The following is a 24,381-nucleotide window of genomic DNA, read 5'->3' as shown; positions in this document are numbered from 1 at the left end:
CTCCTTCGATCAGTGGGTCAGGCGACGTGCCGAGGCCGGTCGACCGGTGTCCGGTCGAAACCTCTCCGGTTGCCGCGTTCCTGGGTCACTGCGACTCATCTTGTCACTTCCTGGGGTCCGGCCCCAATCGTGGCCGCCCTCCGGGAACTGTGACGCTCGGTACATCTGCGGCGGACCGGCCGCTTTCGTGTCATCCGGCACCCTCGCCGTCGTCTCGGAGGTGACGGTGCTCACCCTCAGTCAGCAGAGGTAGTCTCGCGACATGTCGTTGAGGTCCGCGATGGACCGCCTGCTCGGGCGGTCCGCCACGTCGTCGTCCAGTGCCGCGCCGTCCGGTGGCGGACGTGCTGCTGCTGTCGGGCACCTGCAGGAGTTCGTGCGTTCCCGGGTGGGCGTCGAGGCCTATGTCGAACCGCCGAACGCGCAGACCCCGGCCACGGTGCTGCTCGTGGCGACCACGGGGGAGTGGACCCGTCGCCGCGTGCCTGACGAGCGCACGGGCTTCGACGTCGCCCGGTCGCTCGGTGTGCCCGTCTACAACGTGCGCTTCACGGGATACCCACAGCGGATGCGGGACTGGAACTCGGCGCGGCGCCCCGCCCGCCGACGAGGCCCCGCCGCGTCCTGACGGCGGAGGCGAGCGAGCAGCCGCCCGGCACGGTCGCTGCCGGGCCGGGCGGCCGTGGTTGATCAGGCGGTGCCGGCGCGACCCTCCAGGAAGCCGAGCAGCGTCCGCACGCCGACGCCCGTGCCGCCGACGGGCGTGTAGCCGAACGGCGCCTTCTCGTTGTACGACGGGCCGGCGATGTCGAGGTGCGCCCACGGGGTGTCCCCGACGAACTCGGCGAGGAAGTGGCCGGCGAACAGCATCCCGCCCGCACGGTCGGACGCCGCGTTGACCAGGTCGGCGGTGTTCGACTTCAGGCCGGCCTTCAGCTCGGCCGGCAGCGGCATCGGCCAGAACGACTCGCCGGAGGCGTCCGCCGCCACCTTGACCTCGTCGCGCACGTCGTCCGAGCCCATCACGGCAGAGGTCCGGTTGCCGAGCGCCACCATCTGCGCACCCGTCAGCGTCGCGATGTCCAGGACGGCGTCGTGCCCGTCCTCCACGGCCGCGACGAGGCCGTCGGCCATGACGAGGCGGCCCTCGGCGTCGGTGTTCGTGATCTCGACCGTCTTGCCGCCTCGCATCGTGACGACGTCGGACGGGCGCTGAGCGGTGGCGCTGGGCATGTTCTCGGCGAGGCACAGGTAGCCGGTCACCGCGACGGGGAGCCCGAGCCGGGCGGCGGCCACGACCGTGTGCAGCACCGCAGCGGCACCGGCCATGTCCGACTTCATGGTGAGCATCCCGGCCGGCGGCTTGAGCGAGATGCCCCCGGTGTCGAACGTGATGCCCTTGCCGACGATCGCGACCTTGCCGGTCGCCTTCGGCGGGGTGTAGGTCAGCTTGACCAGACGAGGGCCGCGAGACGAGCCCTGCCCGACGCCGGCGATGCCGCCGTAGCCTCCGGCGACGAGCTGCTTGTCGTCGAGCACGGTGACCTTGACGCCCTTGGCGCCGAGCTCCTTGACGGCGGTCTTGGCCGCGTCGGCGAACGCCGCCGGGAAGAGGTCGTTCGGCGGAGCGTTCACGAGGTCACGCGTGCCGTGCACCGCCGCGGCGAGCACCTCGGCCCGCTGGACGGCCGTCTTGGCCCGGCCCGAGCGCGACAGGTTCGTCGCCACCTGCAGCCGGGTGACGGGCGTCAGCCTGGTGGCGGCCTTCTCGTCCCGGTAGGCGGTGTAGGCGTAGGCGCCCAGGAGCGCGCCCTCGACGACGGCGCCGAGCTCGGCCTCGTCGACCGCGGGGAGCGCCACCACGGCGTCGGCGGAGCCGGCGAGGCTCCGGACGGCGGAGCCGGCAGCGATCCGCAGGGTCTCGCGGTCGAAGGTGCCGTCGGCCCGGCGCTCGCCGAGTCCCGTCAGGACGAGCACGTCGGCAGCGACGCCGTCGCCCGCGGGGACCGTGCGCACCTCTTCGAGCGCCCCGGTCAGACCCAGGCGAGGGGCCAGCGACTCGATCTGCTCGACGACTCCGGCGGGGAGCTGGTCCGCCACGACGGCCACGCCGTCGGAGGTGGAGCAGCTCCCGACGACGAGTGCGTCGGCAGTGATGGTGGAGGGTTTCTTGCCTGTCAGGGTGAGGTCAGCCACGCGGACCAGGTTAACGCGGCCGCGAGCGTCCGTGCGCCGGGTGGGTGCCGGTAGTCTGCGGGCGTGGTTCTTCCCCTGTACGTCCTCGCTGTCGCGCTGTGCGTGGCGCTCGCGGGCTGGGCGGCGTGGTTCGTGATCCGCGACCGCGCCGTGATCCTGCGCCAGCTCTTCGGCGCCGCCGCGGTCGAGGCCGTCCTGGTCGTCCAGGCGGTCGTCGCGGGCGTCCTCCAGGCGCGCGGCCACGAGGTCGACGGCGTGCTCTTCTGGGGCTACCTGCTCACTGCCGCCCTGCTGCTGCCGCTCGCAGCCGTGTGGGCGTTCGCCGAGCGCACCCGGTGGTCGTCGGTGGTGCTCTGCGTCGCCGCGTCGACCGTCGCGTTCCTGCAGTGGCGGCTCTGGTTGATCTGGGGAGGAGCCTGATGGGCACCGCGCCCGCGACCGGGCGCGGGTTCGGCCGGCTGCTCGTGACGGTCTACGGCATCCTGGCGTTCGCGGCGACGGGGCGCTCGGCGTACCAGGTCGCGACCAAGCTCGACGAGGCACCGGCGGCCTACCTCCTGTCGCTGCTCGCCGCGGCCCTCTACGTCGTGGCGACCGTCGCGCTCGCCCGTGGCGGCCGCGGCCGGTGGCGCACGGTGGCCTGGTGTGCTGTCCTCGTCGAGGCGTCGGGGGTGGTCCTGGTCGGAGCGTTGTCCGCCGTCGTCCCGGAGCTCTTCGTCGAGGCCACCGTCTGGTCCGGCTTCGGCCAGGGCTACGGCTACGTCCCGCTCGTGCTGCCCTTCATCGGTCTCTGGTGGCTCTGGCACACTCGCCCAGGACAGCACGCACCCGCGACCGCCCCGGACGAACCGACGGAGGCTCGATGACCCCGTACACCTTGCTCTTCCACGGCGTCCTGCGCCGCCTCGACCCGGAACGGGCGCACGAGCTCGCGTTCCGGGCGATCGAGACGGCCGGGCGCGTGCCGGTGCTGCGTGACGTGGTGCAGGGCGCGCTCGCGCCGTACCTCGGCAGCGGCGCCGGCGGGCCGGGCAGCGTCGAGGTGCTCGGCCGCACGATCCCGGCGCCCTTCGGGCTGGCGGGCGGGTTCGACAAGAACGCGCGCGCCGTGCGTGGGCTGACGATGCTCGGTTTCGGGTTCGTCGAGGTCGGCACCGTGACGCCGCGCCCGCAGCCGGGCAACGACAGGCCGCGCATGTGGCGCGAGCTCGACGTGCGCGGCGTGCGCAACCGCATGGGCTTCAACAACGACGGTGCGCTCGAGATGGCGGAGCGGCTGCGGCGGCTGCGCTCGACCGCGGCAGGGCGTGCCGCCGTCGTCGGCGTCAACATCGGCAAGAACAAGACCACGCCCGCCGAGGACGCCGCGCAGGACTACGCGGCATGTGCGCGGCTGCTCGCGCCGCACGCCGACTACCTCGTGGTGAACGTCTCCTCGCCCAACACGCCGGGCCTGCGGGACCTGCAGACGACGGCGGAGCTGCGCCCGATCCTCGCGACGGCACGGGGCGCCGCCGACGAGGCGACGTCGGCGGCCGGGGTCCGCAGGACGCCGTTGCTGGTGAAGATCGCTCCCGACCTGGCGGACGCCGACGTGGACGCCGTCGCCGACCTCGCCGCCGAGCTCGGGCTGGACGGCGTCGTGGCGGTCAACACGACCATCGGCCACGACCGCGGCCCCGGTGGGCTGTCCGGCCCGGTGCTGCTGCCCCGTGGTCTGGAGGTCGTGGCGCGGCTGCGGGAGAGGCTCGGCCCGGAACCCGTGGTGATCGGCGTCGGCGGCGTCACCTGCACGGACGACGTGCGTGCCTACCTGCGCGCGGGGGCCGACCTGGTGCAGGGGTACACGTCGTTCGTGTACGAGGGCCCGCTGTGGCCGTCTCGGCTCAACCGGGCGTTGACCCGGTCGGCGGGCTCGGCGAGCGCTGGACGTGTGGCGTGATCCGACCACGGTGGGAGTGGTCCCTGACCGACCACGACGGCCACCGGCTCGACCCGTCCCTGAGCCCCGTGTTCACCGCCCAGTACGACGCCGAGCAGTGGCTGGGAGAGCACTGGCGCCAGCTTGCGGGCTCGGGGGCCGAGGCGGCGACGTTGCTGCACGACGGCACGCAGGCGACGCCGACGATCGAGCTCCGCGTCCCCTGACGCGTCCCCGCCGCGCGCCGCTTCAGCTCGTGACGCGCCGCCAGGCCCGCGCGAGCCGCTCGACCGCTTCGACGAGCGTCTCGGGGGATCCGGCGTAGATGAGCCGGATCCGGTCCTGGGCGGTGCTGTCCGGCGTGAACTGCGGCCCGGCGCCGATCCGTAGACCCTCGGCGACCGCCGCGGCCGTGAGCGCCTGGGCGGCGGGCCGCCCGATCCCCGTCCAGAGGCAGAGCCCGCCCGGAGGTGCGGGGACGTCCCACTGCGGGAACCGGTCGCGCACCAGCCCCACGAGCAGGTCGCGGCGTCGACGCAGCTCGGCCACCCGGGCCGGCAGGATCTCGTCACGGCGTGCCAGGAGCTCGACGACGGTGAGCTGTTCGAGCACGGGTGCGGCGATGTCGAAGGCCTGACGGGTCCGGGCCAGGCGCTGCACGAGCTGCGGGGTCGCGCGCACCCAGCCGATCCGTATCCCGCCCCAGAACGACTTGGACGCCGACCCCACGGACACCAGACGGGAGTTCGTGCCATCGTCGCAGAACGGGCCGGGCACGGTGCCGCCCTCGAGGTCGAGGTCGGTGAGCGTCTCGTCGCCCACCACGGTCACGCCGTAGCGGTGGGTCAGGTGCACGACGGCGTCGCGCTCCTCAGCCGTGAGCGTCCTGCCGGTGGGGTTGTGGAAGTCGGGCACGAGATAGGCGAGCCGCGCTCGCGTGCGGTGCACCGCCGAGGCCAGGGTCTCGACGTCGCCGGCGGGCACGCCGATGACGCGTGCGCCGGCCCGCTGCAGGGCCTCGATGGCGTGGTAGTAGGTGGGGGACTCGACCACCACCGGCTCGGTGCGGCCGACGAGCGTCGTGGCCAGCAAGGCGATGGCTTGCTGGGCACCGGTGGTCACGAGGATCTGGTCCAGCGTGGTCGGCACACCGCGAGCCCTGTACCGGGCCGCGATGGCCTCGCGCAGCACGTCGAGGCCGAGGTGGGCGTAGCCGCCCGTGCTCAGGTAGGCGGGCAGCATCTCCAGGGCGCGCTGGTACGCGCCGTGCAGGGTGTCGGGGGCCGACGGCGTCGCCTGGGACATCTCGATCGGCCCGGTGCCGTCGACGAGCGGGGGCAGCGGGCCGTCCCCGGCCGGCGTCTGGGGTCTGATCGGCAGGCCGGCGGAACGGGGGAGGATCGCCACGGTGCCGGACCCGACCTGGCTGGTGGCGAACCCGAGCTCACGCAGCCGGCCGTACGCGGCGGACGTCGTGGTGCGCGACACCTTCAGCGCCCGGGCCAGCTCCCGCTCGCTGGGCAGCCGGGTCAGGGGCGCGAGCGATCCTGCCAGGACGGCGGAGCGCAGGGCGTCGGAGAGGGCGAGGTAGACCGGACCGGTGGTGTGCCACGCGCCCAGCAGCCTCGACGCGGCCTGGGCGGAGAGGCTCCGGACGGCCGTGGTGGTCGGTGTGGCCAGGCTCATACGGCCACTCTTCTCCGATTGGCTATGGAATGCAAGGCCAATGGCGGCGATCGTGAACATCATGATCGACACCTCGAGCACCACCGCTGCGGCCGCCGTGCCCTCGATCGCGGCGACCGCGCCGGCTCGTGCGCTCGGGCCGCTCCGCCGAGGTGCGCAGCTGGTGCTGGGGCTGGTCGCCTTCGCCTTCTCGATGGCGATGCTCCTGCACGCCGGGCAGGGCGGCATGCCGTGGGACGTCCTGCACCAGGGCGTCGTCCGCACCACGGGGTGGTCGTTCGGTGCCGTGGTCGCGCTGACGTCGGTGCTCGTCCTGGCAGCGTGGGTGCCGCTGCGTCAGCGTCCCGGTGTCGGGACCGTCGCGAACATCGTCATCATCGCCGTGGCGATCGAGCCCAGCCTGTTCCTGCTCGAGGCCGTCTGGCCGCAGCCCGAGCTGTTCGGGCAGGTGGTCCTCGCGCTCGGGGGGATCGTCCTCAACGGTGTCGCGACCGCCGCCTACGTCGGCGTCCGCCTGGGCCCGGGTCCCCGTGACGGCCTGATGACCGGGCTGGTCGAGCGCACCGGGTGGTCCGTCCGGTCGATCAAGACGAGCATCGAGGTGGCGGTCGTCGCGGTCGGCTGGCTGCTCGGTGGCACGGTCGGCTGGGCCACGGTCGGGTTCGCGCTGGGGGTCGGTCTCGTGGTGCAGGCCGCGGCGCGATGGCGGTGGCTCGTCCCCGACGGTCTCGCGGCGCGGTCGCGTCCGGTCCGCCCGACGGCTCGGCGGGTGCCGTCCGTGCCGCCGTCGGACCCTGCGGTGCGTCTGCGCCGTCGGGCCGACCAGATAGGCCGTGCGCTGGACACGCTCGGCGAGGGCGCGCGCACGTCCTGACGCGGCCTCCCGACGCCGCGAGCGTCTCCGTGCGTCCCGTATCAGCCGCTGATACGGGACGCACGGAGACGCTCGCGGAACGAGGAGGTGACGCGCGTCAGGCGACGCGCGCCTTCGGCATCCCCTCGAGGGTCTTGGCCGGGTCGCGCTCGACGACGTCGCCCAGGACGTCGTCGATCTTCGCCATGAGCTCGGCCGGGATCTCGACGCCGGAGGCCTTGACGTTCTCCGCGACCTGCTCGGGACGCGAGGCGCCCACGAGTGCCGCGGCGACGTTGTCGTTCTGCAGCACCCAGGCGACGGCGAGCTGTGCCATCGACAGGTCGAGCTCGTCGGCCACGGACCTCAGGCCCTGGACGCGCTCGAGGACGTCGTCACGCATGAACCGCTGGATCATCTTCGCGCCGCCCTTCTCGTCGGTGGCGCGAGACCCGGCGGGCAGCTCCTGGCCCGGCACGTACTTGCCGGAGAGGACGCCCTGGGCCATCGGCGACCACACGATCTGGGACAGGCCCTTCTCCTGGGAGGCGGGGACGACCTCGTCCTCGATCACCCGCCACAGCATCGAGTACTGCGGCTGGGAGGAGATCAGCTGGAAGCCGAGGTCCTTCGCGAGCTCGGCGCCCGCGCGGATCTGGTCGGCCGTCCACTCGGAGACGCCGATGTAGAGCGCCTTGCCCTGGCGGACGATGTCGGCGAATGCCTGCATCGTCTCCTCGAGCGGCGTCTCGACGTCGTACCGGTGCGCCTGGTACAGGTCGACGTAGTCGGTGCCGAGCCGTCGCAGCGAGCCGTCGATGGACTCCATGACGTGCTTGCGCGACAGCCCGGTGTCGTTGGGGCCGCCGGGGCCCGTGGGCCAGTAGACCTTGGTGAAGATCTCGAGCGACTCGCGACGCTGGCCCTTCAGCGCCTCCCCGAGGACGGACTCCGCCTTGGTGTTCGCGTAGACGTCCGCGGTGTCGAACGAGGTGATCCCGGCGTCGAGAGCAGCGTGCACGCACTGCGTGGCGACGTCGTTCTCCACCTGGGAGCCGTGGGTGAGCCAGTTGCCGTAGGTGATCTCGGTGATCTTGAGACCGCTGTGTCCGAGGTACCGATAGTTGACCATGCCGTCAGCCTACGCCGGAGGATCGGATCGATTCGACCCTGGTGTCGGACCCGTTCGGCACGACACCCGGAGGTCCTACTCCGGCCAGACGCCGTGCTTCTTGTGCATCGGCTTGGGCAGACGGGACCGTCGGAGCTGGAAGGCGCGCATCACCGCGTACATCATCGTTCCGCGCGGCACGTCGTACGTCTTCGTGCCGTCGGCGCCCACCGTGCCGAACTTGTCCCGCAGCCTGCGCTTGAGGCGCTGCCACATGATGACGGCGTCGATCAGGGTGATGAACACGACCGCGTACAGGCCGAGGAGGACGAGTGCGCCGAGCGTCGGGCTCTGCATCACCAGCAGGTTGAGGAAGATGAAGAGGAACGCGACGGGCAGGAAGAACTCGCCGAGGTTCCACCGCGCGTCGACGTGGTCGCGGATGTAGCGGCGGACGGGGCCCTTGTCCCGGACCGGCATGTACCGCTCGTCGCCGGTCTGCATCGCCTTGTACTCGCGGTTGCGCTCCTCGCGCATCTTGTCCTTGTTCACCTTGCGCGCGGCCTTGCGGTCGTTCGGGACCAGGGGGCGCTGGTTCTTCGCCGCAGCCTCGCGGCGCTTGGGGGTCGGTCGGCCCTTGCCCACTCGTGTGATCGCGGGGTCCTCGGTGGACGGGCTGTCGGCCGAGCCGGTGGCAGCGGAGTCGGCGGTGTCAGGCTTGCGGAAGATCACGGGTCCAGGGTAGTCGAGCGGGAGGCCCTGCCGAGACGCCCCGGTAGCGTGGAGCCGTGAACCACACCGAGAGGGACGTGGCCGCCCTGCGCGCCCGCGTCGACGAGCTGTTCCCTGCCCTCCAGGCGGACCTGGAGACCCTGGTCCGGATCCCGAGCGTCTCCGCGGCCGCCTTCGACCAGACGCACGTCGAGACGAGCGCCGGCACCGTGGCTGACCTGCTGCGCGGGGTCGGCCTGCCCGACGTGCGCGTGCTGCGGTCGGCGCGGCCCGACGGCACGGCCGGTGCCCCCGCCGTCGTGGCCCGCCGCCCGGCCCGCGAGGGCGAACCGACCGTCCTGCTGTACGCGCACCACGACGTCCAGCCGCCGGGCGACGCACTGGCCTGGGAGACCGACCCGTTCGAGCCGACTCAGGTCGGTGAGCGTCTGTTCGGTCGTGGCGCGGCCGACGACAAGGCCGGCCTCATGGCTCACGTGGGAGCGTTGCGGACGCTGGCCGCGGCCGGCGACGAGCTCGGTGTGGGCGTGACCGTGTTCGTGGAGGGCGAGGAGGAGGCCGGCTCGCCGAGCTTCGCGCAGTTCCTCGCCGACCACCACGAGCTGCTCGCCGCCGACGTGATCGTCGTGGCGGACTCGACGAACTGGAAGGTCGGCGTCCCGGCCCTGACGACGTCGCTGCGCGGCCTGGTCGACGGCGTCGTCTCCGTCGAGGTGCTGGAGCACGCCGTGCACTCCGGGATGTTCGGCGGACCGGTGCTGGACGCGAACGTCCTGCTCGCGCGGCTCGTCGCCACGCTGCACGACGATGCGGGGAACGTGGCGGTCGCCGGGCTCACCAGCGCCGGCGAACCGGAGGTCGACTACGCCGAGGCGGACTTCCGCGGCGACGCCTCGGTGCTCGACGGCGTCCGGCTGGCGGGCACGGGAACCATCGCGGGACGTCTGTGGACCAAGCCGGCGATCGCGGTCATCGGCATCGACGCCACCTCGGTGGCGCACGCCTCGAACACCCTCGCTCCGCGCTCCGCGGCGAAGATCTCGGTGCGGATCCCGCCGGGCCTCGAGCCGAAGGTGGCCGAGGAGGCGCTGCGCGCGCACCTCGAGGCGCACGCTCCGTTCGGCGCCAGGGTCACCTGGACGCCGGGTGAGCAGGGCAAGGCCTTCGGGGCACCGGCGGACTCGCCCGCCATGCGGGCCGCGCGCACCGCGTTCGCGGCGGCGTGGGGCACCGAGCCCGTCGACATCGGCGTCGGGGGCTCGATCCCGTTCATCGCGGACCTGCTCGAGGCGTTCCCGCAGGCCGCCGTGCTGGTCACCGGTGTGGAGGACCCGGACTCGCGGGCGCACGGCGCCAACGAGTCGGTGCACCTCGGCGAGCTGCGCCACGTCGTCCTCGCCGAGGCCCTGCTGCTGCGCCAGCTCGCGGGCGCCCGGGCATGACCGGCTCGCCGGGTTCGACGACGCGGCCGCCGGTCCGAGGCTGAACCGGTCTGGTCAGGCCCGGTCGGTCTCGCGGTGCGCCACATCGACCGACCGGGCCCACGCGGCGACGTCCTGCGGCAGCGCGGGGCTCTCGACCGGCGTCCCGCCGAGCAGGGCGGCGACGTCGGCCGGCGCGACGCGCGACCCGTCCTTCCCCAGGAAGCGCCCGGCCACCCAGCCCCGGGCCGCGAACGTGTCGCGGCAGGTGAAGACCTGCTCGATGTACACCACCCGGGCGTCCCAGCCGAGGACGCGCGTGCTGATCTCGACGCGGTCGAAGAGCTGCAGCGAACGCTTGTAGGTCATCGTCGAGGCCGCGACGACGGGGTACCAGCCCTTGCCATTCAGCGGGGCGAAACCTCCCAGGTCCGCGATGAGGTTCGAGCGGGCCACGTCCATCATCTGCAGGTACGACCCGTTGTTGACGTGGAGGTACATGTCTAGGTCGCCGGGGTGCACGCGCAGCACGGTGGTGGACGCCTCGAGCAGCCCGCGCCCGGGAACAGGTCGGCGGGGGAGCAGGGAGGCCCTGGCGAGCTGGATCATCCTCGTCATGGGCGCCACGATATGTCAGCGACGCGCGGTATCAGGTATCGGCGCTGGCGGACCGTGCCCGACGGCGTCACACCGGCGGCAGGAGGTCGTACTGCAGTGCACGGCGCACCTCCGCCGCGGCGCCCTCGGACTCCAGCCGGGCCACGAGGTGCAGCGCCATGTCGATACCGGCGGACACCCCTGCCGAGGTGACCACGTCGCCGTCGTCCACGAACCTGGCCTCGGTGTCGACGAGGATGCTCGGGTCGATCCGCGTCAGCTCGTCGTAGTGGTCCCGGTGCGTGGTCGCGGGGCGCCCGGCGAGCAGGCCGGCAGCGGCCAGGACGTGCGCCCCCGTGCAGACGCTGGCGACGACGGGGGTCTGGGCCCGGACGGCGCGCAACCACTCCAGGTGCGCACCGTCCTCGAGCAGGCGATGGGTGCCCCACCCGCCGGGGTGGACCAGCACGTGCAGAGGACCCACGTCGTCCGCGGACCGGTTGGGAAGCATCCGCAGCCCACCCGCGAGCCGCACCCCGTCGCCGTTGCACGAGAACGTGCTGACGTGCGGCTTCAGGTCCGAGTGCCCGGACCAGGTGGTGAAGACCTCGAACGGTCCGACCACGTCCAGCTCGTCCGCCTCGTCGAACACGAGGACTCCGACGTTCAGCCCGCCGTCGGTGCTCATCGCACGGTCATCGCCTTCCGTCCGTCTCAGAGGCCGGGCAGCGCCAGCATCTGGTCGAGGGCCACCTGGGCCCAGTGCGCGTCGTCGGCGTCCACGACGATGCGGTTGACCACGCGACCCTCGACGAGCGACTCCATCGCCCAGACGAGGTGCGGCAGGTCGATGCGGTTCATGGTCGAGCAGAAGCAGACCGTCGAGTCGAGGTAGTGCACCTGCTTGTCCGGGTGCGCGGCGGCGACCCGGCGCACCAGGTTGAGCTCGGTGCCGATCGCCCACGACGAGCCCGGCTCGGCGTTCTCGAGAGTCTTGATGATGAACTCGGTCGAGCCGACCATGTCCGCGGCGTTGACGACCTCGTGCTTGCACTCCGGGTGGACCAGCACGTTGACGTCCGGCACCGCGGCCCGGATGTCGGCGACGTTGCGCTCCGAGAACCGGCCGTGCACCGAGCAGTGGCCGCGCCACAGGATCATCCGGGCGTCGCGCAGCTCCGCGGCGGTCAGGCCGCCACCGGGCTTGCGCGGGTCGAAGACGACGCAGTCGTCGAGGCTCATGCCGAGCTGGAGCACCGCCGTGTTGCGGCCCAGGTGCTGGTCGGGCATGAACAGGACCTTGCCGGTCCCGTCGACGCCCCCGACCTTGTCGAAGGCCCAGCGCAGCGCCACCTGGGCGTTCGAGGATGTGCACACGGTGCCCCCGTGCCGCCCCGTGAACGCCTTGATGGCGGCGGTGGAGTTCATGTAGGTGACGGGGATCGTGTCGGCCGCGACGCCGGCGTCCTCCAGCACCGCCCACGCCTCCTCGACCTGCGAGATCTCCGCCATGTCCGCCATCGAGCAGCCGGCCGCCATGTCGGGCAGCACGACCTGCTGGGTGTCCGCCGTGAGGATGTCCGCGGACTCCGCCATGAAGTGCACGCCGCAGAAGATGACGAACTCCGCCTCCGGTCGCGCCGCGGCGGACCGTGCGAGCTTGAACGAGTCGCCCGTCACGTCCGCGAAGTCGATGACCTCGTCGCGCTGGTAGTGGTGACCGAGCACGAAGGCGCGGTCACCGAGCGCCGCCCGCGCCGCGCGCGCTCGCTCGACCAGGTCCGGGTCCGACGGCGAGGGGAGGGCGCCGGTACACTCGACGCCGCGTTCGGACGCCAGGTCGCGCCCCTGCCCGAGCAGGAGCAGCGGGGACGATGCCGGCTCGACGAAGGACGACGTCTCGTTCAGCAGAGTGCTCACGCGCCCCATCTTCCCACGACGCGCGAATGTGTCACGATCGGCTCCGTGCACGCGCTCATCGTCGCCGCGTCCGGCGGCACTGATCCTGACGACCCCGCCGCCGGTGCCGCGGCGCTCGCGGCCGCCTGGTCCGCCGCCGCGCCCCGCTGCGCCGTCGAGCCCCTGGTCCTGCCGACGGCCGAGCCGCCGCCTCCAGGTCGGCCGGGGGAGTCGCCCGAGCCGCCCGGGGTGTTCGTGCCGACGACGGCGCTCGGGCTGTCGAGCGTCGGGCCGCCGCGCGTGGCCCCGGAGGTCGCGCTGCTCGCGGAGCGCACGGCCGGGGTGGATCTCGTCGTGGTGCACGTGCGGGTGCTCGACGGCGCGGCGCTGCACGCGGGTCCCGCGGCGGACGCCGCGCGTGCGGCGGCACCGTACGCCGTGCCCGTCGTGGTGCTCGCGGGCCGCTCCGAGGTGTCCCGCCGCGAGCTGTCGGCCGCCGGGGTCGTGGGTGTCCACGAGGTGGGCGAGCCGTGGGACGTCGCCGCGGTGGGACGCGCGGCTCGCACCTGGGCGCCGTCCTGGGGCACGCTGTGAGATGAGTCCTCGACCCGACGAGATTCCGGCGTAGGATCGGGAACAGCCGACCCGGCCAACCTGTTGGAGGAAGCATGACCGACACCACCGAGATCGCCACGCACGGCGTCGAGCTCTCCGAGGTCGCCGCGAACAAGGTCCGCACCCTCCTCGAGCAGGAGGGCCGTGACGACCTGCGTCTGCGCGTCGCTGTCCAGCCCGGCGGCTGTTCCGGCCTCATCTACCAGCTCTACTTCGACGAGCGTCTGCTCGACGGGGACGCGCTGCGCGACTACGACGGCGTCGAGGTCGTCGTGGACCGCATGAGCGTCCCGTACCTCGACGGCGCGAAGATCGACTTCGCCGACACTATCGAGAAGCAGGGCTTCACGATCGACAACCCCAACGCCGGCGAGTCCTGCGCCTGCGGCGGCTCCTTCGGCTGAGCCGGAGGTGCAGCGCAGGGTGAGGGCCGAGGAACGAGGCGCTCGCCCGGAGCGGAACCGCCGGCTCAGCCGAGACGACTCGGTCTGAGCCGGAGGCAGAGTCAGTCCCCGAGGCGGACGGTCAGGGCCCACCAGGGTCCACCGTCGGCCTCGTGCGTGCGTGCCCCCGTGACGGCGTGGCCCCGCAGGCGGGCCCAGGCGGGAACGTCGTGCTGCGCGGCCGGATCGGTGGCCAGGACGGTCACCTCGGTGCCGGGCGGCAGCTCCTTCGAACGCTCGGCCAGCCGGATCACCGGGAGCGGGCAGCGCAACCCTCGAGCGTCCACCACGTGGCCGTCGTACGCCTCGTCCGTGCTCACAGCCCCTGGACCCCCAGCATCTCCCGCACCGTGGCCACGGCCTCCGGCAGGACGTCGAGGAACCGGTCGACCTCGGCGCGCGTCGTCGAGCGGTCGAGGGCGATCCGCACGTTGCCGTGCGTGAGCACGCCCATCGCCGCGAGGACGTGGGAGGGCTCGAGCGTGCTGGCGGTGCAGGCCGACCCGGACCCGACGGCGAACCCTGCGCGGTCCAGCTCGGTCACCAGCGCCTCGCCGTCCACGTACAGGAACGAGAACGTCACCACGTGCGGGAGCCGCTCCGACGGGTCGCCCACCACCTCCACGTCCGGGATGAGTGCCACCCGTGCGCGGATCTCGTCGACCAGGGCGCGACGACGGGCGTCGGCCTGCGCGCGGTCCGCCTCGGCCGCCTGGAGCGCGACGGCGGCCGCGAAGACGGCAGGGACGCTCACGCCCCCGGGCGCCCACGGCTCGGGGTCCTCCGGTCCGGTGGCGACGGTGCGGGTCCGTTGCCGTGCGGCGACGATCCCCACCCCTGCGGGCGCGCCCCAGTCGGCCGGGTCGGCGGCGAGCACGTCCCAGGCTGGACCGACGACCGCGTGGCCCAGGCTGGCACCGGCGTCCACGAGCAGCGGCACCCCGGCCGTCCGGGCGGCCTCGTGCACGGCCTCGACCGGCTGGGTCGTGCCGACCTCGCCGTTGGCGTGCTGCAGCGCCGCGAGAGCGACGCCGCCGGCGGAGAGCGCCGTGGCGTAGGCGTCCACGTCCACGCGTCCGGAGGTGTCGACCGGGACGGTCACCCGCCGGCCGTCGGGGGCCAGCACGTGGTCGGCGGCGTGCAGGACCGCGGCCCGCTCCGCCGCACCGACGACGACGTCGCCGCCGTGACGCCGTCGTGCCTGGGCGACCTGTGCGACGGCGGCGTGCAGCGAAGCGGTGTGCGACGGGGTGAACCGGACCTCCTCGGTCCGCGCGCCGAGCACGTCGGCCACGGCCTCGCGGGCGCCGGCCAGCAGGGCCGCCGCGCGACGACCCTCGGTGTGCAGCCGGCGCGGGTCCGCCCACCCGTCGTCGAGCGCCTGGAGAAATGCCGTCCGGGCCAGCGGGTGCCAGGGCGCCCGGCCACCGTTGTCCAGGTGGGTCCGGCCGGTGCCTGCGGTGGGGTGTGTCACACGGAACCCTTCGAAGCGGTGGTGGAACGGTGCGCGGTACGCACGAACCATGATGCCGTGGGCCCGCGGAGGACGGCCAACGTGCTCGCGATCTGACACCGTCGGAGGGGTTGTCGCGAACCGCCCGGATGGCGACGCCGAGGGGCGTGCTCGTCAGGTAGGAACCGGGCGCTTCTGGCGTCGAAAGCGTGAAGGTCACGCTAGGCTGTTCTCATCGAGGACGAAGGTCCTATCCGTGCGCTCTGAGCCAGAGTGCGGCGGTCGGACGAGACGTGAAAGGCCTCCCTTGCACTCGAAGAGCCCCACCCGCACCCGGCGGGCACTGGCGTTGCGTGCGACGGCTCTCGCCGTCGCGGTCGCGACGCTCGCCTCCGGCTGCGCCAGCGACGCCGCCCAGCGTGGATACCTTCCCGGCTACACCGACGGGGAGGTGACCAACCAGACCGGACGGATCACAGAGCTCTGGGTCGGATCCTGGGTCGCCGCCCTCGCCGTCGGTGTCATCACCTGGGGGCTGATGCTGTGGTGCGTCGCCGCCTACCGCAAGCGTCGCGACGACCACCGCCTGCCGGTGCAGACCCGCTACCACATGCCGCTCGAGATCATGTACACGATCGTGCCCACGCTCATGGTCCTCGTGCTGTTCGTCTACACGAACCGCGACATGACCTCCATCGTCGACACCACGTCCGAGCAGCCCGACGTCAGCATCGAGGTCATCGGCAAGCAGTGGAGCTGGGACTTCAACTACCTCGACGACGGCGTGTACGAGTCGGGCCAGCAGCTGCTGGACCCGGGCTCGCAGACCGCGGAGGACGAGATCGACGGTGCGCCCGGCACGTCGCAGGCGCTGCCGACGCTGTACCTGCCCGTCGGCGAGCGCGTCGAGTTCACCGTGGAGTCGCGTGACGTCATCCACTCGTTCTGGATCCCTGCGTTCCTCTTCAAGATGGACATGATCCCGGGGCGGTCGAACAGCTTCCAGGTCGTGCCCGAGCGTGAGGGGACCTACGCCGGCAAGTGCGCCGAGCTCTGCGGAGAGTTCCACTCCGGCATGCTCTTCAACGTCAAGGTCGTGGACCGCGCCGAGTACGACGCACAGATGGCCGAGCTCGAGGCCAAGGGACAGACCGGTGAGCTCGGCCTGGAGCTCAACCGCCAGCAGCACGGCGAGTTCACCGACCAAGACACCACTCCGGAGGTCGAGGGCTGATGGCCACCACAGAGACCGCGTACGGAGCCGAGGTCGTTCCCGGCCTCCGTTCCGAGCGGCAGACCCTGGGCCGTACGGTCGTGAAGTGGATCACCTCCACCGACCACAAGACCATCGGCTACATGTACCTGATCACGTCGTTCTTCTGGTTCACCGTGGGAGGGATACTCGCGCTGCTCATCCGCGCCGAGCTCTTCCTGCCCGGCATCCAGATCGTGCAGAGCAAGGAGCAGTACAACCAGCTCTTCACGATGCACGGCACGATCATGCTGCTGCTCTTCGCGACACCGCTCTTCGCGGGCTTCGCGAACGTCATCATGCCGCTGCAGATCGGCGCGCCCGACGTGGCGTTCCCGCGCCTGAACATGTTCGCCTACTGGCTGTTCCTGTTCGGCGGGCTCATCGCCGCGGCAGGCTTCTTCACCCCGCAGGGTGCGGCGTCGTTCGGGTGGTTCGCCTACGCGCCGTTGTCGAACACGACGTTCAGTCCGGGGTTGGGAGGGGACCTCTGGGTCTTCGGCCTGGCGTTGGCCGGTTTCGGCACGATCCTCGGTGCCGTCAACTTCATCACGACGGTGATCTGCATGCGCGCGCCGGGCATGACGATGTTCCGGATGCCGATCTTCACCTGGAACACGCTGGTCACCAGCCTGCTGATCCTCATGGCGTTCCCGCCCCTCGCCTCGGCGCTCTTCGCCCTCGGCGCGGACCGGCGGTTCAACGCGCAGATCTTCAACCCCGACAACGGGGGAGCGGTGCTGTGGCAGCACCTGTTCTGGTTCTTCGGGCACCCTGAGGTCTACATCATCGCGCTGCCGTTCTTCGGCATCGTCTCCGAGATCTTCCCGGTGTTCAGCCGCAAGCCGATCTTCGGGTACAAGGGCCTCGTCTACGCGACCATCGCGATCGCCGCGCTCTCGGTGACGGTCTGGGCGCACCACATGTACGTCACGGGTGCCGTGCTGCTGCCGTTCTTCGCCTTCATGACGATGCTCATCGCGGTCCCGACCGGTGTGAAGTTCTTCAACTGGATCGGCACGATGTGGCGCGGCAAGCTGACGTTCGAGACACCCATGCTGTGGTCGATCGGGTTCCTCGTCACGTTCCTCTTCGGTGGCCTGACGGGCATCATCCTGTCGAGCCCTGCGCTGGACTTCCACGTCTCGGACACCTACTTCGTGGTGGCGCACTTCCACTACGTCGTCTTCGGCACCGTCGTGTTCGCCATGTTCGCCGGCTTCTACTTCTGGTGGCCCAAGTTCACCGGCCGGATGCTCAACGAACGGCTCGGCAAGATCCACTTCTGGGTCCTGTTCGTCGGCTTCCACATGACGTTCCTCGTCCAGCACTGGCTCGGGGTCGAGGGGATGGCTCGTCGGTACGCCGACTACATGCCTGACGAAGGCTTCACCTGGGAGAACCAGGTCTCGACGGTCGGTGCGTTCATCCTCGCCGCGTCGACGCTGCCCTTCCTGTGGAACGTCTACGCGTCCTGGCGCAACGCGCCCCGCGTGACCGTCGACGACCCGTGGGGCTACGGCCGCTCGCTCGAGTGGGCGACCTCCTGCCCGCCGCCGCGGCACAACTTCACGTCGCTGCCGCGTATCCGTTCCGAGTCGCCGGCATTCGACCTGCACCACCCTGAGGTCGCGGCCATGGAAGACCCGCACCTCAACCAGAACGGCCTGGAGGCTGTCTACGGTGGGGCGGACAGGACGGGGCAGGCCGAGCACGTCGAGCAGCTCTCGATGCAGGAGTATCCCGAGAAGAGCGAGTCGGCCACGGCCGTCGACGACCCTGAGGACGAGGAGAAGAACAAGTGAAGATCGAGATTCGGCTCTTCATCTGGCTGGCCCCCTTCTTCGTCGTCGTCGGTGTGCTCTACGGCTTCTTCGGCGGCTGGAGCGAACCGGTGGGGTATCTCGGTCTTCCCCTCATCGGTGGGCTGATGGCGATGGTCGGCGCGTACCTAGCGCTGCAGGCCCGGCACATCGACCCGCGTCCCGAGGACGACGAGCAAGGCGAGATCGATCAGGGCGCCGGCGACCAGGGCGTCTACGCGCCGTGGTCGTGGTGGCCGCTGGTGCTCGCCGGCGGTGCCGCTGTGGCATTCCTCGGGCTCGCCGTCGGCTGGTGGGTCTTCTACATCAGCCTGATCCTGGGTCTGGTCGGCCTCGTCGGCTGGGTCTTCGAGTTCAGCCGGGGGCAGCACGCCCACTGAGTCGTTCCGCGACGGGGCGGTCTCTGCGCACAGGTTCTAGCGGTCCCCGCAACGCCCAGACGTCCTGGGGGTTGCGGGGACCGTGTCGTTCCAGGGCGAGGCCGGAGCTGTGACCGTCAAAGCGGCTCTTCGCCGATCCGGTGGGGAGTAGCCCGGGCGGGGTGACGGCGGGCTGGGTGTAGGGGTCGAGGTCCCCGATGATCAGAAGCGACCAAGCAGTCTGATCGATCTCGAGGACCTCGACGTTGTCCAACGCTACGGGGTGCGCTGGCGCGCCCACCACTACTGACCCTTGCGACCGTTGTGACGTGCTGCTCGGCCTGCCTGACGTGCGCGTTGAGGCAGTCGAGCGTGACCAGGACCGGATGACGGTCACCGTCTCGACACCGTGGCAGCTGATGGGCTGCCCGGACTGCGGGGTCGTGGCCCCGAGCCGCGGTCGCCGGCGGCGGGTCCTGCACGACGTGCCCCACGGCGATGCACGGGCTCGGCTCGTGTGGCGCCAACGCCTCTGGCGCTGCCCGGAGGCGGCATGCCCTCGCGGGACGTTCGTCGAGCAGGTGCCCGACCTTGTCGCGCCACGTGCCTCGATCACGGCCCGGGCGGTGGCGTGGACGATCGGGCAGCTGCGTCGCCAGCACGCCACGATCGCCGGGCTGGCTCGCCGTCTGGGCGTGTCCTGGTGGGCGCTGTGGCGGGCCGTGCGTCCCGAGCTCGAGCGCCTTGCCGACGACGAGTCCCGCTTCGGCGGCGTCACCAGCCTCGGGGTAGACGAGCACATCTGGCACCACGGCGACCGGCGCACGAAGGGCCCCAAGGAGCTGACCGGGATGGTCGATCTGACCCGAGACGACCAGGGGCGGGTGCACGCTCGGCTGCTGGACCTGGTGCCCGGCCGGTCGAAGAAGGCCTACGCCGACTGGCTGACCGCCCGCGGTCAGGAGTTCCGCAGAGGCGTCGAGGTCGCGGCGTTGGATCCGTTCGGCGGCTACAAGTCCGCCATCGACGACCAGCTCGAAGACGCCACCGCCGTGCTCGACGCGTTCCACGTCGTGAAACTCGGCACCGCCGTCGTGGACGAGGTCCGCCGCCGGGTCCAGCAGACCACCACCGGCCACCGCGGACGCTCCGGCGACCCGCTGCTGGGGATCCAGACCATCCTGCGCGCCGGCGCCGAGAACCTCACCGAGAAACAACAGGCCCGCCTGACCCGCGCGATCAACGCCCACGAGGCGCACGAGGAAGTGTTCGTCGCCTGGCAGTGCGCCCAGCAGCTACGAGCCGCCTACCGCCAACAAGATCTCACCGAGGGCCGGGCCCTGGCCGAGAAGGTCCTGGCGACGTTCCACTCCTGCCCGATCCCGGAAGTCGCGCGCCTCGGGCGAACCCTGCGCCGCTGGCGCGAGGCGTTCCTCGCCTACTTCGACACCGGTCGCTCATCGAACGGCCCCACCGAGGCCATGAACGGCATCATCGAACTGGCCCGCCGCCTCGCCCGCGGCTACCGCAACCGCGACAACTACCGACTCCGCATGCTCCTCGCGGGGGGTGGACTCACACCCTGATCCCCACCGGATCGACGAAGAGCCGTCAAAGCAGACGCAGGAGCCCGGCTCGCACGAAGGTGCGAGCCGGGCTCCTGTCGATGTGTGCCCTGAGGATCAGGCCGGGAGGATCAGCCCGGTGGTCTGGGTCCGGGCACGGTCGAGGCGAGCGGCGACGTCACGCCAGTTCGCGATGTTCCAGAACGCCTTGACGTAGTCGGCCTTGACGTTGAGGTAGTCGAGGTAGAAGGCGTGCTCCCACATGTCGAGCATGAGCAGCGGGGTGATGCCGACCGGGACGTTGGCCTGCTGGTCGAAGAGCTGGAAGATGGCCAGTCGCTGGCCGATGGAGTCCCAGCCGAGCACGGCCCAGCCGGAGCCCTGGATTCCCGTGGCGGTCGCAGCGAAGTGCGCCTGGAACGCGGCGAAGGAACCGAACTGGTCCTTGATCGCCTCGGCCAGCTCGCCCTCCGGCTCACCGCCGCCCTCGGGGGACAGGTTGTGCCAGAACACCGTGTGGTTGGTGTGACCGCCGAGGTTGAACGCCAGGTTCTTCTCGTGGAGGTTCACCGTGGCGAGGTCACCGGACTCGCGTGCCTCGGCCAGCTTCTCCAGCGCGGTGTTCGCACCGGCCACGTAGGCGGCGTGGTGCTTGTCGTGGTGCAGCTCCATGATCTTGCCGCTGATGTGCGGCTCGAGCGCGCTGTAGTCGTAGGGCAGGTCAGGCAGCGTGTAGACAGCCATGCTCATGTACCTTCCGTTGTCGGGTTCGCGCACCGCGGGAGTGCGCGATGGTGCGGCGCCGATCCGGCGGACGTGCCCGCCGGTGAAGGATAGACAGAGACCCGCGCATCTTGCTCGCCACAGCGGGCGAAGATGCGCGGGCCTGTCGTCTATCCGCTCAGGAGACTCAGTGCTCCCGATCGGCGTTCTCGGCCCCCGAGACCAGCTCGGGGGAGTGCTGGGCGGACTCGACCTCGTCGTGCTCACCGTGCGAGTGCGCGGCGGCGAGCTCGGCGGGCGTGACGGGCTCGACGCGGTCCTCGTAGAAGAACCGCGACAACTTCTGCCACCGCTTGTCCTTCTTGTAGCCGGGCCGCTTGACGCCACGGGCGTCGGTCGCGGGCTCGATCTCGAGCGGCTTGTGAGCGTCGTAGTTGACCCGCAGCCACCGCTCCTGCTCGTCGAGCGGACGGTGCACCTCGATGTACTCACCGTTGGCGAACCGCACGATGCGACCGGTCTCGTGCCCGTGCAGGACGAGCTCGCGGTCCTTGCGCTGCAGGCCGAGGCAGATCCGCTTGGTGATCCAGAACCCGAGGACCGGACCGACGAAGAACAGGATGCGGAAGGCCCAGGTGATCTGGTTGAGCGACATCGCGAAGTGCGTGGCGATGAGGTCGTTCGAGCCGGCCAGCGCGAGGATGACGAACGCGGTCAGGAAGGCCACGCCCAGACCCGTGCGCACCGGCACGTTGCGGGGACGGTCGAGCACGTGGTGCTCGCGCTTGTCGCCGGTCACCCGTGCCTCGAGGAACGGGTAGACGAACAGGAACGTGAACAGCAGGCCGGGGATGACGACCGCCGGGATCAGGACGTTCAGCGACAGCGTGTACCCGAAGATGACCCATTCCGTCCCGGCGCCGGGCATCAGACGGAGCGAGCCTTCGAGGAAGAGCATGTACCAGTCCGGTTGCGCACCCGCACCGATCGGTGACGGGTCGTACGGACCGTAGTTCCACACGTTGTTGATGCTCATCGTGGCACCCATGAGGGCCAGGATGCCGAAGACGATGAAGAAGTTCCCACCCATCTTGGCGATGTAGACCGGGAACAGCGGGTAGCCGACGACGTTCTTGTGCGTGCGACCGCCACCCGGGTACTGCGTGTGCTTGTGCAGCACCATGAGGAACAGGTGGACACCGATCAGCGCGAGGATCAGCGCCGGCACGAGCAGGATGTGCACCGTGAAGAGGCGGGGGATGATGTGCTCGCCCGGGAACTCGCCGCCGAAGACGAAGTACGACAGGTACGAGCCGATGATCGGCAGCGACTTCACCACGCCGTCGGTGATCCGCAGACCGTTGCCGGAGAGGACGTCGTCGGGCAGCGAGTAGCCGGAGAAGCCGGCGGCCAGCCCGAGGATCATCAGCACCGTGCCGACGAGCCAGTTGATCTCGCGCGGCTTGCGGAAGGCGCCCGTGAAGAACACGCGCATCATGTGGACGACGATGGAGGCCATGAAGACCAGGGCCGCCCAGTGGTGGATCTGGCGCATGAGCAGCCCGCCACGGACCTCGAACGACAGGTCCAGCGTCGAGGCGAAGGCCACAGACATCAGCTGGCCCTGCATCGCCTCGGGGCCGTCGCCGTGGTACTCGATCAGGGCCATCGACGGGTCGAAGAACATCGTCAGGAAGACGCCGGTCAGCAGCAGCACGACGAACGAGAACAGTGCCATCTCGCCGAGCATGAAGGACCAGTGGTCGGGGAAGACCTTGCGGGCGAACTCCTTGACGGCACCTCCGACGGAGGTGCGCTGGTCCAGGTAGTCGGCCGCCTTGCCGGCGGGCGTCGTCGGCGCGTCGGCCGCGGAGGGGCTGGTGTCGGTGCTCACTTCAGGCGCTCCCAGTAGCTCGGGCCGATGGGCTCGGCGAAGTCGTCCTGCGCCACGAGATAGCCCTCGTCGTCGACGGTGATGGGCAGCTGGGGCAGCGGACGGTTCGCAGGACCGAAGACGACCTTGGCGCCGTCGGCCATGTCGAAGGTCGACTGGTGGCACGGGCACAGCAGGTGGTGCGTCTGCTGCTCGTAGAGGGCCACGGGGCACCCGACGTGGGTGCAGATCTTCGAGTAGGCGACGATGCCGTCGTACGACCAGGTCTCGCCCTCAGGCGACTGGTCGGACCGGAGGTCCTCCGGGTTGAGGCGCACGAGGAGCACGACGGCCTTGGCCTTCTCCGTGATCCACTCGTGCGACCGCATCTCCTCCTGGGAGGCCTCCGGGATCACGTGGGCTGCGGAGCCCACCGTGAGGTCGGCGGCCCTGATCGGACGACCCGAGGGGTCGTACGCGAGGCGCTTGTTCCGCTCCCAGATGGTGTGCCGGAACTTCGAGACGTTCCAGTCGCCGCCGACGCTGGAGATCAGCGGCACGGCGAACGTCAGGGGGAAGAGTGCCAGGGCCGAGACCGCAGCACCCTTGAGCACGCCGCGGCGTGCGATGCCCGAGTCCTCGACGCCGTCGGCGAGGTGCTGGACGGCGACCTCGCGGACCTCGGGCGAGCTGGCGAGCGTGTGCCGCTCGTCCACGTGCTCGTGGTCGCTCATGAGCGACTTGGCCCAGTGGATCGCGGCGATGCCGATGCCGAGCAGGGAGATCGCCATGGTGGTGCCCAGCAGGGCCGTCGAGAGGCGGGTGCCGGCCGTCGTGCCGTCCGGGCGGACCGCGAAGTAGACGACGATGCTGGCGATGGCGCCCACGCACGAGATGCCGAAGATCAGTGCGATGAGCCGCTCGTTGCGCTTGGCAGCCTTCGGGTCGACGTCGGTCAGGCGCGACCGGTGCGCCGGGACTCCGGGGTCGTCGAAGCGCTCGGGATGCGCCGCGGCGTTCGGGGCCGTGACGTCCCGGCCCGGGGTGTTCTGGTTCTCGCTCACGAGGACTTCGCTCCGATCCACACGGCAGCACCGATCATCAGCCCGAGGCCGACGACCCATGCCCAGAGGCCTTCACTGACGGGGCCCAGAGAGCCGAGGGAGATGCCTCCGGCCGAACCGTCTCGCTGCTCGACGATGTAGGCGATCACGTCGCGCTTCTCGTCGGGAGTGATGTTGGCGTCGTTGAAGACCGGCATCGACTGCGGGCCGGTCAGCATCGCCTGGTAGAGGTTCTGCTCCGAGACGTCGTCCAGCGGCGGAGCCCACTTGCCCTCGGACAGCGCACCGCCCGCGCCGACGGCGTTATGGCACATCGCGCAGTTGGTGCGGAACAGCAGCGCACCGTTGGCGGAGTCCCCGAGCGAGGCGTCGACCTGCTCCTCCGTGGGGATCGCCGGACCGGCGCCGAGCGAGGCGACGTAGGCCGCGAGCTGGGCGGTCTGCTCGGGGTTCATCTGCGGCGGCTTCGCGGCAGCCTGCGGCCCGCTCATCTGCATGGGCATGCGGCCGGTCGAGACCTGGAAGTCGACCGCGGCAGCACCCACGCCGACGAGCGACGGGGCCTCCGGGGTGCCCTCGGCGTTCGGGCCGTGGCACGTGGCGCAGTTGGCCTGGAAGAGCCGATGCCCCTCCTCCACGTCGGTCGCTGTGCTGGCGGTCTCGGCGGTGGCCGGACTCGGCGCCAGGACGGCATACAAGCCGCCCGTGACCAGCAGCGCCAGCAGCAGCAGCACGACCGGGGCGGCCCGGTGGTGCCGGCGGGCGGCGAGTGCCTTCACGAAATTGTCCTCGTCT

Annotated in this window: 26 protein-coding genes; 13 read left to right on the top strand and 13 right to left on the bottom strand. The window is 71.0% G+C overall.

All coding sequences use genetic code 11. The features are described from left to right. Positions 1–262: 262 nt before the first annotated feature. Positions 263–628 carry an oxidoreductase gene (locus ACH5HR_RS02665; RefSeq protein WP_416476095.1) on the top strand — a complete coding sequence of 122 codons (366 nt, stop codon included), beginning with the start codon at positions 263–265 and terminating at the stop codon, positions 626–628. Positions 629–690: 62 nt separating this feature from the next. On the opposite strand, the gene ACH5HR_RS02660 is transcribed toward ACH5HR_RS02665, so the two are convergent. Then, positions 691–2,196, bottom strand: coding sequence for a leucyl aminopeptidase (locus ACH5HR_RS02660; protein WP_402371461.1), 1,506 nt, complete (start codon positions 2,194–2,196; stop codon positions 691–693). A gap of 63 nt (positions 2,197–2,259) precedes the next feature. Here ACH5HR_RS02660 and ACH5HR_RS02655 point away from each other — a divergent pair, with 63 nt between their 5' ends. The 4 genes from ACH5HR_RS02655 to ACH5HR_RS02640 are packed head-to-tail and all read left to right on the top strand — an operon-like array spanning position 2,260 to position 4,344. Beyond that, complete coding sequence (locus ACH5HR_RS02655; protein WP_402371463.1) at positions 2,260–2,616, top strand: hypothetical protein; 357 nt, start codon at positions 2,260–2,262, stop codon at positions 2,614–2,616. After that, complete coding sequence (locus ACH5HR_RS02650) at positions 2,616–3,062, top strand: hypothetical protein (RefSeq protein ID WP_402371465.1); 447 nt, start codon at positions 2,616–2,618, stop codon at positions 3,060–3,062. Before ACH5HR_RS02655 ends, ACH5HR_RS02650 begins: the two co-directional genes overlap by 1 nt. Continuing rightward, the gene (locus ACH5HR_RS02645) at positions 3,059–4,138 is read left to right on the top strand and encodes a quinone-dependent dihydroorotate dehydrogenase (RefSeq protein ID WP_416476093.1); all 1,080 of its coding nucleotides are present in this window, start codon (positions 3,059–3,061) and stop codon (positions 4,136–4,138) included. The genes ACH5HR_RS02650 and ACH5HR_RS02645 overlap by 4 nt, the downstream gene beginning before the upstream one ends. Next, on the top strand, positions 4,135–4,344 hold the full coding sequence (locus tag ACH5HR_RS02640) for a hypothetical protein (protein ID WP_402371470.1): 210 nt from the start codon (positions 4,135–4,137) through the stop codon (positions 4,342–4,344). The genes ACH5HR_RS02645 and ACH5HR_RS02640 overlap by 4 nt, the downstream gene beginning before the upstream one ends. 22 nt (positions 4,345–4,366) lie before the next feature. On the opposite strand, the gene yczR is transcribed toward ACH5HR_RS02640, so the two are convergent. Continuing rightward, positions 4,367–5,803 carry a MocR-like transcription factor YczR gene (gene yczR, locus ACH5HR_RS02635; protein WP_416476092.1) on the bottom strand — a complete coding sequence of 479 codons (1,437 nt, stop codon included), beginning with the start codon at positions 5,801–5,803 and terminating at the stop codon, positions 4,367–4,369. Between the two features lie 61 nt (positions 5,804–5,864). On the opposite strand from yczR, the gene yczE reads away from it, so the two are divergent. After that, entirely contained in the window at positions 5,865–6,677 is an 813-nt protein-coding gene (yczE, locus tag ACH5HR_RS02630; protein WP_416476090.1) for a membrane protein YczE, read from the top strand. A gap of 97 nt (positions 6,678–6,774) precedes the next feature. Here yczE and ACH5HR_RS02625 read toward each other — a convergent pair whose 3' ends face one another. Beyond that, on the bottom strand, positions 6,775–7,788 hold the full coding sequence (locus ACH5HR_RS02625) for an aldo/keto reductase family protein (RefSeq protein WP_402371474.1): 1,014 nt from the start codon (positions 7,786–7,788) through the stop codon (positions 6,775–6,777). 75 nt (positions 7,789–7,863) lie between these two features. Continuing rightward, positions 7,864–8,499 (bottom strand): DUF3043 domain-containing protein, encoded by a 636-nt coding sequence (locus ACH5HR_RS02620; protein ID WP_416476088.1) that lies wholly within the window; start codon positions 8,497–8,499, stop codon positions 7,864–7,866. A gap of 56 nt (positions 8,500–8,555) precedes the next feature. Between ACH5HR_RS02620 and ACH5HR_RS02615 the strand changes: the two genes are divergently transcribed. Then, complete coding sequence (locus ACH5HR_RS02615; RefSeq protein WP_402371477.1) at positions 8,556–9,941, top strand: dipeptidase; 1,386 nt, start codon at positions 8,556–8,558, stop codon at positions 9,939–9,941. Positions 9,942–9,995: 54 nt separating this feature from the next. Here ACH5HR_RS02615 and ACH5HR_RS02610 read toward each other — a convergent pair whose 3' ends face one another. The 3 genes from ACH5HR_RS02610 to nadA all read right to left on the bottom strand — a co-directional run bounded on the left by ACH5HR_RS02610 (position 9,996) and on the right by nadA (position 12,446). Continuing rightward, positions 9,996–10,538: an acyl-CoA thioesterase gene (locus tag ACH5HR_RS02610; RefSeq protein WP_416476086.1), complete on the bottom strand. Its 543-nt coding sequence runs from the start codon at positions 10,536–10,538 to the stop codon at positions 9,996–9,998. Positions 10,539–10,605: 67 nt separating this feature from the next. After that, positions 10,606–11,205: a DJ-1/PfpI family protein gene (locus ACH5HR_RS02605; RefSeq protein ID WP_402371480.1), complete on the bottom strand. Its 600-nt coding sequence runs from the start codon at positions 11,203–11,205 to the stop codon at positions 10,606–10,608. Between the two features lie 26 nt (positions 11,206–11,231). Beyond that, entirely contained in the window at positions 11,232–12,446 is a 1,215-nt protein-coding gene (nadA, locus tag ACH5HR_RS02600; RefSeq protein ID WP_402371482.1) for a quinolinate synthase NadA, read from the bottom strand. 36 nt (positions 12,447–12,482) lie between these two features. Between nadA and ACH5HR_RS02595 the strand changes: the two genes are divergently transcribed. Further along, a complete protein-coding gene (locus ACH5HR_RS02595; RefSeq protein ID WP_416476084.1) occupies positions 12,483–13,010 on the top strand; it encodes a hypothetical protein in 528 nt (175 codons plus the stop codon). Between the two features lie 74 nt (positions 13,011–13,084). Continuing rightward, positions 13,085–13,435, top strand: a complete 351-nt coding sequence (locus ACH5HR_RS02590) for a HesB/IscA family protein (RefSeq protein WP_106269538.1) — start codon at positions 13,085–13,087, stop codon at positions 13,433–13,435. A gap of 101 nt (positions 13,436–13,536) precedes the next feature. On the opposite strand, the gene ACH5HR_RS02585 is transcribed toward ACH5HR_RS02590, so the two are convergent. Both ACH5HR_RS02585 and ACH5HR_RS02580 read right to left on the bottom strand, forming a co-directional pair. Then, positions 13,537–13,794 carry a sulfurtransferase TusA family protein gene (locus ACH5HR_RS02585; protein WP_402371485.1) on the bottom strand — a complete coding sequence of 86 codons (258 nt, stop codon included), beginning with the start codon at positions 13,792–13,794 and terminating at the stop codon, positions 13,537–13,539. After that, positions 13,791–14,948 carry a cysteine desulfurase family protein gene (locus ACH5HR_RS02580; RefSeq protein ID WP_416476082.1) on the bottom strand — a complete coding sequence of 386 codons (1,158 nt, stop codon included), beginning with the start codon at positions 14,946–14,948 and terminating at the stop codon, positions 13,791–13,793. The genes ACH5HR_RS02585 and ACH5HR_RS02580 overlap by 4 nt, the downstream gene beginning before the upstream one ends. A 286-nt stretch (positions 14,949–15,234) precedes the next feature. Between ACH5HR_RS02580 and ctaC the strand changes: the two genes are divergently transcribed. From ctaC to ACH5HR_RS02560, 4 genes are all read left to right on the top strand, one after another. Then, positions 15,235–16,161: an aa3-type cytochrome oxidase subunit II gene (gene ctaC, locus ACH5HR_RS02575; RefSeq protein WP_402371488.1), complete on the top strand. Its 927-nt coding sequence runs from the start codon at positions 15,235–15,237 to the stop codon at positions 16,159–16,161. Next, the gene (ctaD, locus tag ACH5HR_RS02570) at positions 16,161–17,984 is read left to right on the top strand and encodes an aa3-type cytochrome oxidase subunit I (RefSeq protein ID WP_416476080.1); all 1,824 of its coding nucleotides are present in this window, start codon (positions 16,161–16,163) and stop codon (positions 17,982–17,984) included. The genes ctaC and ctaD overlap by 1 nt, the downstream gene beginning before the upstream one ends. After that, positions 17,981–18,382 carry a cytochrome c oxidase subunit 4 gene (locus tag ACH5HR_RS02565; protein WP_416476078.1) on the top strand — a complete coding sequence of 134 codons (402 nt, stop codon included), beginning with the start codon at positions 17,981–17,983 and terminating at the stop codon, positions 18,380–18,382. Before ctaD ends, ACH5HR_RS02565 begins: the two co-directional genes overlap by 4 nt. Before the next feature lie 245 nt (positions 18,383–18,627). Next, positions 18,628–19,947 carry an ISL3 family transposase gene (locus ACH5HR_RS02560; RefSeq protein ID WP_518486612.1) on the top strand — a complete coding sequence of 440 codons (1,320 nt, stop codon included), beginning with the start codon at positions 18,628–18,630 and terminating at the stop codon, positions 19,945–19,947. A gap of 96 nt (positions 19,948–20,043) precedes the next feature. Here ACH5HR_RS02560 and ACH5HR_RS02555 read toward each other — a convergent pair whose 3' ends face one another. The 4 genes from ACH5HR_RS02555 to qcrC form a co-directional block, all read right to left on the bottom strand. Then, positions 20,044–20,670, bottom strand: coding sequence for a superoxide dismutase (locus tag ACH5HR_RS02555; protein WP_402371493.1), 627 nt, complete (start codon positions 20,668–20,670; stop codon positions 20,044–20,046). A gap of 166 nt (positions 20,671–20,836) precedes the next feature. Further along, positions 20,837–22,543, bottom strand: coding sequence for a cytochrome bc1 complex cytochrome b subunit (gene qcrB, locus ACH5HR_RS02550; protein WP_402371495.1), 1,707 nt, complete (start codon positions 22,541–22,543; stop codon positions 20,837–20,839). Then, a complete protein-coding gene (gene qcrA, locus ACH5HR_RS02545) occupies positions 22,540–23,586 on the bottom strand; it encodes a cytochrome bc1 complex Rieske iron-sulfur subunit (RefSeq protein WP_402371496.1) in 1,047 nt (348 codons plus the stop codon). Before qcrA ends, qcrB begins: the two co-directional genes overlap by 4 nt. Next, on the bottom strand, positions 23,583–24,365 hold the full coding sequence (gene qcrC, locus ACH5HR_RS02540; protein WP_402371497.1) for a cytochrome bc1 complex diheme cytochrome c subunit: 783 nt from the start codon (positions 24,363–24,365) through the stop codon (positions 23,583–23,585). Before qcrC ends, qcrA begins: the two co-directional genes overlap by 4 nt. Between the last annotated feature and the right edge of the window lie 16 nt (positions 24,366–24,381).

This window comes from Isoptericola maris, from assembly GCF_048065335.1.
In the GTDB taxonomy this organism is placed as follows: domain Bacteria; phylum Actinomycetota; class Actinomycetes; order Actinomycetales; family Cellulomonadaceae; genus Isoptericola; species Isoptericola rhizosphaerae.
This window is presented reverse-complemented; position numbering and strand designations above follow the sequence as displayed.

Excerpts from the sequence above, each read along its gene's own strand:
- ACH5HR_RS02665 (WP_416476095.1), top strand. The coding sequence starts at position 263 with ATGTCGTTGAGGTCCGCGATGGACCGCCTGCTCGGGCGGTCCGCCACG.
- ACH5HR_RS02650 (WP_402371465.1), top strand. The coding sequence starts at position 2,616 with ATGGGCACCGCGCCCGCGACCGGGCGCGGGTTCGGCCGGCTGCTCGTG.
- ACH5HR_RS02645 (WP_416476093.1), top strand. The coding sequence starts at position 3,059 with ATGACCCCGTACACCTTGCTCTTCCACGGCGTCCTGCGCCGCCTCGAC.
- yczR (WP_416476092.1), bottom strand. The coding sequence starts at position 5,803 with ATGAGCCTGGCCACACCGACCACCACGGCCGTCCGGAGCCTCTCCGCC.
- yczE (WP_416476090.1), top strand. The coding sequence starts at position 5,865 with ATGATCGACACCTCGAGCACCACCGCTGCGGCCGCCGTGCCCTCGATC.
- ACH5HR_RS02625 (WP_402371474.1), bottom strand. The coding sequence starts at position 7,788 with ATGGTCAACTATCGGTACCTCGGACACAGCGGTCTCAAGATCACCGAG.
- ACH5HR_RS02610 (WP_416476086.1), bottom strand. The coding sequence starts at position 10,538 with ATGACGAGGATGATCCAGCTCGCCAGGGCCTCCCTGCTCCCCCGCCGA.
- ACH5HR_RS02605 (WP_402371480.1), bottom strand. The coding sequence starts at position 11,205 with ATGAGCACCGACGGCGGGCTGAACGTCGGAGTCCTCGTGTTCGACGAG.
- nadA (WP_402371482.1), bottom strand. The coding sequence starts at position 12,446 with ATGGGGCGCGTGAGCACTCTGCTGAACGAGACGTCGTCCTTCGTCGAG.
- ACH5HR_RS02590 (WP_106269538.1), top strand. The coding sequence starts at position 13,085 with ATGACCGACACCACCGAGATCGCCACGCACGGCGTCGAGCTCTCCGAG.
- ctaD (WP_416476080.1), top strand. The coding sequence starts at position 16,161 with ATGGCCACCACAGAGACCGCGTACGGAGCCGAGGTCGTTCCCGGCCTC.
- ACH5HR_RS02555 (WP_402371493.1), bottom strand. The coding sequence starts at position 20,670 with ATGGCTGTCTACACGCTGCCTGACCTGCCCTACGACTACAGCGCGCTC.